This window comes from Paraburkholderia sp. (genome assembly GCF_035501035.1).
Classification (GTDB): domain Bacteria; phylum Pseudomonadota; class Gammaproteobacteria; order Burkholderiales; family Burkholderiaceae; genus Paraburkholderia.
Window position 1 is genome coordinate 13727 of the sequence record NZ_DATJWR010000009.1, and the last position, 13351, is coordinate 27077.

At 67.7% G+C, this 13351-nt stretch carries 11 protein-coding genes; 2 read left to right on the plus strand and 9 right to left on the minus strand.

What is annotated here, in order from left to right; translation table 11 throughout:
- Positions 1-33: 33 nt before the first annotated feature.
- The 4 genes from VMJ11_RS00655 to VMJ11_RS00670 form a co-directional block, all read right to left on the minus strand.
- Positions 34-291, minus strand: a complete 258-nt coding sequence (locus VMJ11_RS00655; RefSeq protein ID WP_325615876.1) for a hypothetical protein — start codon at positions 289-291, stop codon at positions 34-36.
- A 373-nt stretch (positions 292-664) separates the two neighbouring features.
- Positions 665-1132 carry a hypothetical protein gene (locus VMJ11_RS00660; RefSeq protein WP_325615878.1) on the minus strand — a complete coding sequence of 156 codons (468 nt, stop codon included), beginning with the start codon at positions 1130-1132 and terminating at the stop codon, positions 665-667.
- 152 nt (positions 1133-1284) lie between these two features.
- Positions 1285-1848: a peroxiredoxin gene (locus VMJ11_RS00665; protein WP_325615880.1), complete on the minus strand. Its 564-nt coding sequence runs from the start codon at positions 1846-1848 to the stop codon at positions 1285-1287.
- A gap of 130 nt (positions 1849-1978) precedes the next feature.
- Positions 1979-3379: an EAL and HDOD domain-containing protein gene (locus tag VMJ11_RS00670; RefSeq protein ID WP_325615882.1), complete on the minus strand. Its 1401-nt coding sequence runs from the start codon at positions 3377-3379 to the stop codon at positions 1979-1981.
- A 440-nt stretch (positions 3380-3819) separates the two neighbouring features.
- On the opposite strand from VMJ11_RS00670, the gene VMJ11_RS00675 reads away from it, so the two are divergent.
- Together VMJ11_RS00675 and VMJ11_RS00680 are read left to right on the plus strand one after the other, a co-directional pair.
- Positions 3820-5769: a GGDEF domain-containing protein gene (locus VMJ11_RS00675; protein WP_325615884.1), complete on the plus strand. Its 1950-nt coding sequence runs from the start codon at positions 3820-3822 to the stop codon at positions 5767-5769.
- Between the two features lie 48 nt (positions 5770-5817).
- Positions 5818-7260 carry an HDOD domain-containing protein gene (locus VMJ11_RS00680; RefSeq protein WP_325615894.1) on the plus strand — a complete coding sequence of 481 codons (1443 nt, stop codon included), beginning with the start codon at positions 5818-5820 and terminating at the stop codon, positions 7258-7260.
- A 96-nt stretch (positions 7261-7356) separates the two neighbouring features.
- On the opposite strand, the gene VMJ11_RS00685 is transcribed toward VMJ11_RS00680, so the two are convergent.
- From VMJ11_RS00685 to VMJ11_RS00705, 5 genes are all read right to left on the minus strand, one after another.
- Positions 7357-8742 (minus strand): EAL and HDOD domain-containing protein, encoded by a 1386-nt coding sequence (locus VMJ11_RS00685; protein WP_325615886.1) that lies wholly within the window; start codon positions 8740-8742, stop codon positions 7357-7359.
- 311 nt (positions 8743-9053) lie between these two features.
- Entirely contained in the window at positions 9054-9845 is a 792-nt protein-coding gene (locus VMJ11_RS00690; RefSeq protein ID WP_325615896.1) for an ABC transporter substrate-binding protein, read from the minus strand.
- Between the two features lie 316 nt (positions 9846-10161).
- A complete protein-coding gene (gene astE, locus VMJ11_RS00695; protein ID WP_325615888.1) occupies positions 10162-11259 on the minus strand; it encodes a succinylglutamate desuccinylase in 1098 nt (365 codons plus the stop codon).
- Positions 11243-12595 (minus strand): N-succinylarginine dihydrolase, encoded by a 1353-nt coding sequence (gene astB, locus VMJ11_RS00700; protein ID WP_325615890.1) that lies wholly within the window; start codon positions 12593-12595, stop codon positions 11243-11245. Before astB ends, astE begins: the two co-directional genes overlap by 17 nt.
- A gap of 9 nt (positions 12596-12604) precedes the next feature.
- Positions 12605-13351 (minus strand): aldehyde dehydrogenase family protein (locus tag VMJ11_RS00705; RefSeq protein WP_325615892.1); only part of this gene is annotated, 747 nt, incomplete at its 5' end.

Genomic DNA, 13351 nt, shown 5'->3' on the forward strand with positions numbered 1-13351 from the left:
AAGCGGCTCAAGCCTGGCTTGAGCCGTTTTTTTTCATGCCGCGGCGCGGCGCGGCTGCCGCAGATGCGCCGGCAGGCAACGCACGATCAGGTGCAGGGCCAGCGGCACGATGATGCCGTCGTCGACGATGCCCGCCAGCGGCAGCGCGATATTGAACGGGTCGAGCGCATAGAGCGCGACCAGCGCCGTGGCGGGCACGAGCCACACCGGGCGCTCCGGCTGGCGCAGCGCGTGCCAGAGCACGCGCGCATCGCCCTTCACCACGTTCCACAACAACGCGATACGTTTCATTTGCTTCCTCCTTGCGGCTCGCGCGCGCGGCCTCGGTGCTGCCCGTGGCCGGGCACGTTCGGGTGCGGTGTCCCGATCATGATCGCGTGCGGCGAAAAATGGGCGTTGAACGTGCCGTCGCCCGCCACGCCGCCTTCGGCCCAATGCCGGCGCCGGACTTGCTCGTGACTCAGCGCATATGTTGCCACGCTCGCCGCACAGCCGCAGGGTGATGACGGCATTGCACACAGCGGCTCGCTCCCGATTGCGGCACGGGAAACTGTCACCGCTGCCGGGTGCCGATCGCAAAAGGACCGAGGCGCAGGACACGAGTCCCGGAGCGTCTCCTCGATCTGGAATCGGCAACGAATCGGGTCTTCGCCCGCAATCGCCGTTACAGATGCTGTGCGATCGCAAGCGTAAAAATGCGCGCCCAGCGCTTCGCTTCGCGCTCGTTTTGCATCGGCAGTTGCCAGAGCGGGCGCTTCGGATCAGCGACTCGCAGCGCGACGTGCCAGCCATCGGCGTCGCGGGCGGCCTGTGCGCCCCGGAGGTCCGCGAAGATATACGCGCCGTGCGCCCCGCCCTGGGTCACCTCGCACAGGCGTTTGCCCGCCGCAAGACGGGCCTCGCCCCATGCGCCCGCAACGCGGTGCGTCCAGTCGCCTTCGCCGCGCACGTTGGGCGCGATTTCGCGCCGACGCCGCCACCACCAGGCGACGAGCGCGACGAACAGCGCCGCGGCAAGCACCGCTGCGCCCACGGCCATGCCCATGCCGAACCGCACCGCGATGGCGTTGAAAGACCAGTACGCGCCATAGACGAGCGCTGCGAACGCGAATAGAAGAACGAGAATCGGCATGCGGCTATTCCGTGCGGCGGGAGAGCAACGAAAACGGTGGATATCGGCTGGTGGGTGGCGGTGTGCCTCGACGCAACACGGAGGAGACGATCGGGATGGAGGGCAGCGAAGCCCGCGCGCGGCGGACCTCGCCCTTACCGGGGTTGCTGCGGCTACTGCTGCGGATGCTGCGCGGCCCACTCCTTCATGGCTCGCAGCGTGTTCTCGACGTGCTGGTCGGGCGAGAGGCTCGTGTATTCGTAGATGATCTTGCCATCCGGCGAGATCACATAGGAAACGCGATTGGCCATCGAGTCGCGCATCGGCATCGATGCGTCGTATGCCTTGATGATCTCCGCGTCTTCATCGGCGGCTACCGGGAACTTGCTGCGGCACTCGCTCACCGAGAACTTCGTGAGCGTTTCGATGTTGTCGTGCGAAACGCCGATCACGGTTGCGCCGTACTTCTTGTACTCGTCGACGGCCTCGGCGAATTCGTGCGCCTCGATCGTGCAGCCCTTCGTGAACGCCGCCGGATAGAAGTACAGCACCACGGGCCCCTTCTTCAGCTCGGCGGCGAGCGAATACGTGTAGGTCTTGCCGCCCAGCGATGCCTGAGCCGTGAAATCCGGCGCCGGGTCGCCCGGCTTGAGCGTCGCCTGCGCGGACAGGGTGAAGAGCGCAAGGCCGGCGCAAACGAGCGCCGCGACTCCCGCCGCAAAGAACTTCGGTTTCATCTCGGAATGTCCTCGAATTGGATCGCCACGCGGGAGCGCCCATCGTGCCCACGCATGCGGCGATGGCGCTATTGGACCACACAATCCCCGCGCTCGCAGACGCCGCACGGACGGGCATTACAGCCCGCTTTCACCCTTCGGCATACGCCGTGAACCACGCGCCGGCCCACAGGTTGAGCTCGGCGAGCAGCGGCGGCGTGAGCGCGCCGAACATGCCGCCGGCCTCGCTCGCATGGCACTGCGCGGTGTCGTGATCGCCGCGCTCGGCGGCCATCGCGATCTTGAGCAGCGTGCCGAGCTCGCCGCGATAGCCGTCCACGGCCTCGCTGATCTCACGCGCGAGGCCCAGATGATCGAGCGTGTGCGCGGGCGTCGAGTCCACCAGCACGTGTACGAGCGAGAAGATGCCGGTCATGAAAGCGGCGTCGGCGAACTCGGGGTCCTGCGGGCTCAGGCTGCGCGCGGCAAGCTCCATGAAGTGCGAGCGCGTGCCCGCAAGCTGCACGAGCGGGTCCGAGCCCCACGGCAGGTCGCGCCCGCTCGCATAGAGCAGCAGTTGCGCCCAGCGTGCGATCTGGCGCGTGCCGGCCGCGAGCACCGCCTCGCGCAGCGACGAAATGGGCCGCCCCGGCGCGTAGGCACTCGAATTGACGAGACGCAACAGTTGCACCACGACGCCCGGATGGCTGCGCAGCTCGCGCTCGAGTTCGGCCGTGGCCACGTCGTTCGCCACCAGCGCGAGCAGCCGCACGAGCGCCATGCGCGAGGCCCGCACGCGCGGCGCGCGCAGCACCTGCGGGCGGGCGAAGAAGTAGCCCTGAAAGAGCTCGAAGCCCAGCGAAGACGCGAGTTCGAAGTCCTCGACGGTCTCGACCTTCTCGGCGATGAGCGTCTTGCCGTGCGCGGCGAGGGTCGCGACGAGCCCGGGCAGCGCCGCGCGACTGGTCTGCATCAGGTCGACCTTGATGATGTCCGCATAGGGCAGCGCGCGCAGCAGGTTCTCCGTCACCTCGCTCACGTCGTCGAAGGCGATGCGATAGCCGGCGCGGCGCAACTGCGCGAGACGCTCCAGTACGGCCGCATCGAAGCGCACGTGTTCGAGCACCTCCAGCACGAAGCGGCCAGGCGGCAGCAGATGCACGATGTCGTCGAAGAGCAGCTCACGGCTGATATTGACGTAGCCGTAGTGGCGGCCGAGCACCGCGGGCACGCCGAGCTGGCCGATGGTGCGCGTCATCACCTGGGCCGTGGCGAGCGCGTCGTCATCGATATCCGCGCGATTGTGCGCGCCGCCGCGAAACAGCAGTTCGTAGGCATTGAGCGCGCCGTTGCGATCGAGGATGGGCTGGCGGCCCAGATAGACGAACGGCTGCGGGGCACTCGCAGCCGCGCCTGGCGTGGCCTGCGCGTGCTGCTGGGACTGCGGCGCAGGCGACTGCGCCTCGTATGCGGTGCCCGGCGCCGAGTCGTGCTGCGAAACTGAATCGGATGATGACCCGGGCGGCAGCCCGGGCTGTGAAGCTGACGACATAGATGGCGCGGAACCAGGGGTGTCCCTGCCCGCATCGCCTGGCGCTCCCGCGCTTGCCGGCGCGAGGAACGCTGACGATGAATCGGACATGGTGGATAACTCGTACGGATGAAATGGGCGGCGACGCGCCGTGCCGCCCCTGCGGCCGGCAAGACAGGCGCTGCGTGCGCCAACCCGCTGCGCATGGCGACCGGCGTCTCGACCGGCGCAACTTTAACCGAATCTGGACGCCGCCGCACTGCCGTACCACCACGTTTATGCATCTGGCGTTTTTTCGCCCGCGCCGCTAAAGATTTCCCGCCGGGGGTCGATAACTTGTTCTGATGAGCGGCTTCGGCCGGACGTGCAAACCGGCCGCCGCGCGAGAGGCGTGCGCGTACTGCGACGCCCCGGGCGCGGCAAGGACGCCTGAGACAAACCAAGGGTTGCCAGCGACAGACATGGAAGCGAACAGGATCACCGCGCCCCGCCAGGGCTGGTTGCGCACGGTCGTCGACCGGCTATGCGCGCTTGCCGGGCTCAAGGGCGTTGCGGGCGACCCACCCGTGTCCGTCGCACGGCGCGACGGAGCGGTCGAGCCGCTCGTGCCGGCTTCCGTCTGCGCCCCGGTGCCCGACTACTCAGACGCCATCTCGCTCTCGTTCGAAAATACGGCGGCCGCGGTGGACTTCCTCGTGCATGTGGATACCCACCTGCGCTTTCTCTACGTCTCCGACGCGAGCCTGCGCTTCGCCGGCTATCACCGCGAGTTCCTGCTCGGCGCCACGCTCGCCGATATCGTCGCGCCCGCGCATCACGAACGTCTCGAGTCGCTGTTCGCACGCGCCGAGCTGAGCGGCGCCGTCGAGAAGGATACGGTCGATCTCGTCAAGGCGCTCACCTACCCGCTTCCCGTCGAACTGCGCGTGCAGCGCGCCCAGTACGGCGAGACGGCGGGCTTCGCGGTGGCGGGCTTCGACGTGTCCACCTGGCAAGGCGCCGAAGCGCAGCTCACGCACGCACTCCACCACGATCCGCTCACCGGCCTGCCCAACCAGGCCGCGCTCGCGCCCGCGCTCGAACGTGCGCAGGCGGACGCCGACCGTCATGGCGTGCCGGTGGCGCTGCTGCTGCTCGACCTCGACGACTACCAGCGCGTGAACCGCGCGCTCGGCTACGACGCCGGCGACGAGCTCCTGCGCGAGACCGCGCGGCGCCTCGCGCATCTCGCCTTGCAGGGCGAGATGATCGCGCGCATCGGCAGCGACGAGTTCGCGATCCTGATCACGCCGCAACCCCACGCCGGAGCCGACGAAGTGCGCGCGGCCGCCGAAGCGCTGGGCCGGCGCCTGCTCACCTCGATCCTGCAGCCCTACTCGTTTCGCAACCAGCCGGTGCATCTTTCGGCGAGCCTCGGCATTGCCTTCCACCCGGACCTGCGCCCGGACACCGCGCATCCCGCCACGGCTGCGGCGAGCGGCACGAACGACGCCGAGTGCGCGACGAGCGCCGACACCACGCCGCTGATCCGCCGCGCGGACCAGGCGCTGCAGCAGGCCAAGGCCATCGGCGGTAACACGCTGACGCTGCACGTGCCCGTGGACGATCCGACCGACGCCCTGCGCCTGAAGCTCGAATCGGACCTCTACGACGGCGTGCGCAACGGCGAATTCTCGCTGCACTTCCAGCCCATCACGAGCAGCGCCTCGCGCGGCGTGGTCGGCGTGGAGGCGCTGATCCGCTGGCAACATCCATTGCATGGGCTCGTGCCGCCTTCAACATTTATTCCGCTTGCGGAATCCGTTGGCCTGATTAATTATCTCGGCAACTGGGTTTTGAAGGCTGCCTGTATGCAATTGACCCAATGGGACGAGCAAGGCATCGCGCTGCAGTATGTCGCGGTCAATGTCTCGCCCCAGCAGTTTCGCAATCCACGCTTCAAGGAAAGTGTCGAGGAGGCCATCGAGCTCACCGGAATCGATCCGCGCCGGCTCGTGTTCGAGATCACCGAAAGCCTGCTCATGCACGATCCCCAACATGCGAAAGCGCTGCTCGAGGAGCTGACCTCGCTCGGCATTCGCTTCGCGGTGGACGATTTCGGCACGGGCTATTCGAGCCTCGCTTACCTGCAGCGCTTCCCGCTTTCGAAGCTGAAGATCGACCGCAGTTTCGTCGAGAACCTCATCACCTCGCGTAACGACCAGGCGATCGTGAACGCGGTGGTGGGGCTCGCGCGCACGCTCGATCTGGAGCTCGTGGCCGAGGGCGTGGAAACCGAGGCGCAGCGCGAGTTGCTCACGGACATGGGTTGCGAGCATATCCAGGGATGGCTCGTCTGCAAGGCGCTGCCTTCCGAAGAGCTGCAGCAGCGCTTCGTTTCGGGTGCATTGCACGTGCACGAGGTGCAATGATGCGGGCAGCGCAAACAGCAGGGCTTTCGCGAAATTGACATGGTTCAGATGGTAAAGGCCGTCCTGCTCGACCGCTTGTGGGCCCGCATGAATGAACGCGGCGATTTCCCCATGCTGTCGCAATCGCTGCGCACCACGGTCGCCGCGATGACGAACGACGACTACGATTTCAGTGCGCTCGTGAAGGTCGTGCTCTCCGATTTCGCGTTGACGCAGAAAGTGCTGCGGCTCGCGAACTCGGCCATGTACATGGCGTTCGGCGGCAACATCACGACCGTCACGCGCGCGCTGATGGTGCTCGGCATGGACGCGGTCGGGCATCTCGTCGTCGGCCTGAAGATCGTCGATCACTTTCACCACAGCGCGCCGCGCCGCATCGACGCGAAGCTCGAACTGAACCGCACGATGCTGTCGGGCTGCGTCGCGCGCAAGCTCACCGAGCACGGCGACCTGCGCGCGGGCGAAGAGGCCGTGGTCTGCACGCTGATGCGCCAGGTGGGCAAGCTGCTCGTCGTGTTCTATCTGGAACCCGAGTGGGACCAGATTCGCCGCGAGCTCGACGAAGGCGCGAGCGACGACGAGGCCTGCCTCGCCGTGCTCGGCGTGACCTTCGAAGAACTCGGCCTCGAGGCCGCCTCGCGCTGGCGCCTGCCCGATACGATCCGCGCGGGCATGCGCCAGTACGACGACGCCGACAACGAGCCGCGCCAGGTGCAGTGGCTGCGCGCGATCACCAACTATTCGACCGAAGTGGCGCGCGTGCTGACCACGGCGGGCCTCTCCGACGAGATGCGCGAGACGCATATCGCGGAGCTTGCGCAGCACTACGGCCGCGCGCTGTCGACCGACGCCGACGTGCTCGTGCAGATGAGCCTCGCGCTCGCGCGCGAGGAAGCCGAGGACGGCGTGATGCGCGAGATCGTCGAGCTGCGCGCCAACGCGGACGCCATCGCGCGCGAGGCGCTCGATCCCGAGGCGCGCATCGCGGCGGGGGTCGAGGACTTGCGCGCCCTGCCGCCCGACAGCACGCTAAGCACCGCACTCACGCTCGCGACCGAAACCGTGCTCGCGGGCCTTGGCTTCGCGCGCTCCGTGGTGTTCGTGAGGCGCGGAGCGAACATGTTCGAAGCGGAGCACGGCTTCGGCCCGCACATCGGCGAAGTGCTGCCTAAGCTCTCGTTCAGTGCTGCATTCCAGCCCGATGTGTTCCATCTTGCGATTGCGAACAAGGTGGGCATATTCATCGAGAACGCGCGCGACCCCAAGATGCTCGCGCGCCTGCCGGGCTGGTATCGCGCGAGCTTCCAGGACGCACGCGCGTTCGTGCTGCTGCCGGTAGGCATTCCGGGCGAAGCGCCCGCTGCGCTGATGTATGGCGACTGGCTCCTGAGCCAGGAACCGCGCCGCATCTCGCAGAAGGAGATGAGCGCATTGAACGACCTCGCGCAGCAACTGGCGCGGTTTTTCGTGCACATCCCGCAGACCGTGTGAGCGGCGCGCGCGCCGTATCTGCAAGCGGCGTATTGCGCGCCGCCCTGTCGCTCAGTTCTCCTCAGTTCGCTTTTCCGGCTTCCAGTCCTCCGCCGTTCAATCCTCTATACGCTCCAGCCCCTCGGCTTGCGCGTTGCGACCGGATGTGCCGGCCCATTCCGCTGCAGCAAGAGCGAGGGCCGAGGCCGAGGCCGCATCGAGCGGCGCGAGCCCCTGACACACCGCGTCGACGCGTGTCCAGTCTGCACGCTCCAGCGCCTCGGAGAGTTCGAGCAAGCGCCCTAGCACGCCCTCGCGCTCGATGATCGCCGTGCGTATGGGCTTCGCGAGTGTCAGCACCTCCAGCGTGTTTTCGAGCGAACCGCCAAAAACCGCTTCGACGAACGAGAACACGCCCACGAGAAACGCCGCGTCCTCCTCTTCGAGATGCGCCTTGGCGAGTTGCGTCACCGCTACTTCCATGAACCGTGCGCGCGTGGCCACGAGTTGCAGCAGCGGGTCATCTTCGGCGGCGATCTTGCGGCCGTCGGCGTAAAGCAGCAATTGTGTCCAGCGCGCGATGGCGTTGGTGCCAGTCGCGTTGATCGCCTCGCGCAGCGTCGTCACCTTGCGCCCGATGTTCATGCTGCCCGAGTTGGCGAGCCGCATCAGATGCATCACGAGCACGGGATTGAGCTTGAGTTCCGCTTCGAGCTGCGCGACGGTGGGCTCGGCGGCAAGCAGGTGCAGCAGGGTGAGCAGCGCCTGGCGCGGCGCACTCGCCCGCCGCGCGCCGCCGTGCGGTTTCGCGAAGAAGTACCCCTGGAAACGGTCGAAGCCCAAGTCGTGCGCGCGCTGATAGTCTTCCTGCGTCTCGACGCCCGTCGCCACGAGCAACTTGCCCGCCGCCTTCATCACGCTCGCGAACTTCGGCAGCAGCGCGGGGGCGATCTCGCGTATGTCGATCTTGATGGCATCCACGTAGGGCAGCAGCTTCGCGAGCGACTCGTCCGCCTTCGATACGTGGTCGAGCGCGAAGCGGTAGCGGCGGCGGTGCAGCGCGACGAGCCGCGCGACGACCTCCGGGTCCGCGCCGATGTCCACCGGCAGCTCGAGCATCACACGCTCGGGGCTCACGCGCTGAAGGCCATCGTGAAAGAGCACGTCGCGCGTGATGTCGAGCCACGCCGGATGGCCCGCGAGCGAAGCGCGCAAGGCCGGCGCGGCAAAGGCCGTGACGAGCGCGCTGGCCACGGCGCCAGGCCCTGGCGTCATGCCGCAAGCGGCATCCCTCGCAGCGGCCTCGGCCTCGCGCTCGATATCGGCGCTCTCGCGCCGGTCCACGACGCGCGGCAGCGTCTCGAACGCGCACAAGAGGCCTTCGCGGTCCAGCAATGGCTGGCGGGCAAAATACACTTCGATCGGTGCGCCAATCTGTTCCGGCGACTGCGTGTCGCCCGCGATTCGTGACGTCGGCGGCCGGTCTGCGGCGTTCAAGCTCATGGGATCCCCCGCGCGGCGCCGCGCTCGTGGCGACGCCCTGGTGCTCGTCTCTTGGCATGCCGCAACCGTTTGCACTCGCGCCGGAAGCAGCTCGTTCTGTTGTCGATTTTATCCTGGCTGGTAAGGCCCGGAAATGAAGATCGCTTCGATTCCGGGGATTTCACGCAGCTTTTTTTCGCCGCCCTGCTCGCCGCCCACCATCCATCGAGCCCCGGCACATCTGCCGATTGATATGGAATCCAAATTAAACGAGTCTGAAAAAACCGGCCGGCCGGACACTGTCCAACCGGCCGGCCGGTCGCCCGGCTCGCTTACTTGAGCACGACCTTCACGTCGAAGTACTTCGCAGCGATGCGATCAAGCGTGCCGTCCGCCTTCAGGTCCTTGAGCGCGCCGTTCAAGGCGGTCTTGAGCGCCGCGTCGTTCTTGCGCACGCCGTAGCCCACGCCCTCGCCGAGCAGCTTCGCGTCGACCACCTCCGGGCCCGCGAACGCGAAGCCCGCGCCCTGCGGCTTGTTCAGGAAGCCCTTCGAGGCGGCCTCCGCGTCCTGGAAGGAGGCGTCGAGGCGGCCCGAAACGAGGTCCGCGTAGATCTGGTCCTGGGTCTGATACGGCACGACGTCGACGCCCGCGGGCGCCCACTTCGCCTTCGCGTAGGTCTCCTGGATCGTGCCCTGCAGCACGCCCACGTGCTTGCCCTTGAGCGATGCGGCGGTGGGCTGCAGCGCGCTGCCCTTCTTCGCGATCATCTGGTTCGGAATCGCGTAGATCGGATCGGTGAAATCGATGGCCTGGCGGCGCTGGTCCGTGATCGACATGTCCGAGTTGATCGCGTTGAACTTGCGCGCCTGCAACGCCGGAATCAGCCCGTCGAACGAGTTCTCCACCCACACGCACTTCGCCTTGAGCTTCGCGCAGACGGCATTGCCCACGTCGATATCGAAGCCCTGAAGCTCGCCCGCGGGCGTCTTCGATTCGAACGGCGCGTACGACGCCTCCACGCCAAAGTGGATTTCCTTGATATCGGCAGCCTGGGCCGCGCCTGCCGTCATGGCGGCGGCGCAAAAGGCGAGTGTTGCCAGCTTGTTCCAGTTCATCTTCATCATCTTCGTTAATGTCTCTTTCCAGTCAACCAGGAGGCGCCGGCAGGGCCGTGTCCCGCTGCGCAAAACAGGCCCTGAGCGCCGGCACAGGATCGCTGCGCCAAAATCGCGGCTCAATCGCACGCACCCGGTGTGGTGCGCCGCAGCAACCGCGAGGGCGGCATTGTACCGTGCCCTCGCGTGCGCTCCGGCGCGCAAGCGGAAAGCGGCGCAGCTCGCGCCCGCGCGCGGCGGCTTGCCGGCGCGGGACGTTCGAATATGCAAGTGGGTGTCGTGGATGCGCAAGCACGAATGGTGTCGCGCCTGCGGCACGCGCTCAAACGAGCGCGGCGAGCGTTTCCTGCGTGGTGTCGACGACGAGCAGGCCCGCGCGCAAACCCGGCTTCACGCCAGGATTCGGAAACACGATGCGCTCCTCGTCGTGCCCCACCACGTAGCGATACGTGCCGTCGACGGCCAGCACCGCGCCGCGCGCAAACGGTGTGAAGTTGGGCACGTCGGCGGCGACGTTGAGCGTGAAGGCCTCGCTCTGCTTCGTGATCTGGCCGATCACCGTGAAAATGCGCGGCATCGGCGCGTCCTGCGCCGATGCGTCACCGCCCGGCTGGCCCGCCACGAGGCGGCGCACGGCGGCGTCCGCATGGGCGAAGCGCGCGAGATCGTTCTGGCCGAACGGACGCACCTTGCCGAGTTCGAGCGTGCAAGCCAGTGCGCCACATGTCTCGGCCGTAAACGACGACAAGGTCGCGCCCTTCTCCGTGTGGATCAGCACGGCCGCGATGCGCGCACCCGCGAGCCATTCGAGCATGGCGCGCGCGGGCGGCTCGCCCGTATGCGGCAGCAAGGCGAACTGCTCGAACGCCGAGGCGCGAATCGCCGTGTGCATGTCGAGATGCCAGCGCGCCAACGGCGTATCGGCGGCCTTCGCGAAAAAGCGCTGCGCCGCCGCTTCGAGCGCCGCGGCGCGCGGCGCCTCGCGGCTTTGCGGCACACGCGCGTAACGGCCGCCGAAGAGCCGATTGAGGTCATCGTCGAGATAGCGTTCGCCGGCGCGCATCGCACCCGCGTTGCCGAGCACCGCGAGCACCCGGCAGGCGAGCGGCGCGCGGCCCGCGGCGATGTCGGCCACGAGTTGCGAGAGCAGCTCGATCGGCGCGGTCTCGTCGCCGTGCACGCCCGCCGAGAGCAGCACGCTGCGCGTCGTTTCGTCCACGTGCGCGGGCTCCAGTTCGAGCACGCCCTCGTCGAGCCATTGCCAGCGCACGCCCCCCGCGCATTCGCCGCTTGCCTGCCCGGGGTCGGCCGGACGTGCACCCGCCAGCGTGTACGCAAGAAAGTCCGCGAGCGGTGTATGAGGTGTGTGGGCCGTGAGCGACGTGAAGGACGCAGGCGAAGAATCAGCGCTGGAAGTCATAGAGCGATCCGAGGCCGAGAATCTGCGTGAGTTCGTCGAGCGCCGTGCGCGACTCCTGGAGCAACGCCGGATCCGTGAGATCCTGCGGCGCTAGACGGTCGCGATAGTGCCGTTCGATCCAGGCGTCGAGACGCGTGAACAGCGCGTCGTTCATCCATACGCCGGGCGCCGTCGCCGCGCGCTCCTCCTCCGTGAGCACCACACGCAGCCGCAGGCACGCCGGGCCGCCGCCGTTCTTCATGCTCTCGCGCAGGTCGAACACCAGCACCTCGTCGATCGGCCCCTTGCTCGCCACCAACTCGTCGAGATAGATCGCCACATGCGGATTCTCGCGGCATTCCTGCGGCACGACGAGAATCTGCGTGCCGTCCGGGCGGCTCAGCAACTGGCTGTTGAAGAGATAGGACGACACCGCATCGGCCACGCTCACGCGCGACTCGGGCACCTCGATCACGTGGAAGGGTGCGTCATGGGCCGCGAGCTTCGTGCGCAGTTCGTCGTACACCGCCTTCTGGTCGGCGAACGCGCGCTCGTGGCAGAACAGCGTGCTGCGATTGCCCACCGCGATCACGTCGTTGTGGAACACGCCCGCGTCGATCACTTCCGGGTTCTGCAAGGCGAACACCGTGGTGTCGTCGGTCAGGCCGTGGCGCTGCGCGACCGCGCGGCTCGCCTCGAAAGTCTGCCGCGCGGGAAAGCGCTTGGGCTCCGGCCCGCGGCGGTATTCGCTGCGCCCGTAGACGAAGAACTCCACGCCGCGCTCGCCGTACTGCGCGCAAAAGCGCGTATGGTTCGCCGCGCCTTCGTCGCCGAGCGCGGGCGTGCCGGGCAGCGCGTCGTGCACCGTGAAGTGCGCCGGATCCGCGAAAACCGTGGCGAGCGTGCGGCGCGTCGACTCGTGTTCGATCGCGCGATGCAGCTTGCTGCACAGGTTCGCGGGCGTGAAATGCACGCGCCGGTTGGGCGTGTCCGCCGAGGGGCTCACGGTCGCCGCGTTCGCGGTCCACATGGCAGAGGCCGAGCTCGCCGCGGCGAGCAGCTCGGGCGCTTCCCTGGCGGCACGCGCGATTGCTTCGGCATCCTTACCGCCAAAACCCAGATCGCGCAGCAGACGGATCGCGGGCCGCTCCTGCGGCGGCAGCACGCCCTGGGCGAAGCCGAGGTCGGCGAGCCGCTTCATCTTGCGCAAGCCCTGCTGCGCGGCGGCGCGTGGGTTCGCCACGGACTTCTCGTTGTTCTGCGAGGCGACGTTGCCGAACGACAGCCCGGCATAGTTGTGCGTGGGGCCGACGAGTCCGTCGAAGTTGGCTTCGAGCGTAGAACCAGGCGTTTGCATCGTCGTTCCTTAGAAGTGCAGGCCCGGCGAAACGCTCGCGGGCATCTGGAGTTGCGCGCTTTCCACCGAGGCCATCGGGTAGGCGCAGTAATCGGCCGCATAGTAGGCGCTCGGCCGGTGATTGCCCGAGCGGCCCGTGCCACCGAACGGCGCGCCGCTCGACGCCCCATTGGTCGGCCGGTTCCAGTTCACCACGCCCGCGCGGATCTCGCGCGTGAAGCGCTGCCACAGTGCTTCGTCGTCGGCGAGCAGGCCCGCGGAGAGGCCGAAGGCCGTGTTGTTGGCCTGCGCGATGGCGTCGTCGAAGCTCGCGTAGCGGACGATCTGGGCGAGCGGACCGAAGTGCTCCTCGTCGGGCAGATCGGCCACGCCGGTCACGTCGAGAATCGCCGGGCTCACGAAGCCGAGCGCCGGGTCGCGCTGCGTCATCGGCAGCAGGGCGCGGGCGCCGCGCTCGAGCAACTGCGCCTGCGCGCGCATGAGCTTGCCCGCCGCGCGCGCCGAGATCACGGCGCCCATGAAGGGCTGCGGATCGGCGTCGTACTCGCCCACCGTGATGCGCGAACTCACCTCGACGAAGCGTGCAAGGAAGCGCTCGCCGAACGCATCGTCGCTCACGAGGATGCGGCGCGCGCACGTGCAGCGCTGCCCCGCCGAGAGGAACGCGGACTGGATCGTGTGATGCACGGCTGCATCGATGTCCTCGACCGGCGCGACCACGAGCGGATTGTTGCCGCCCATCTCGAGCGCGAGCAC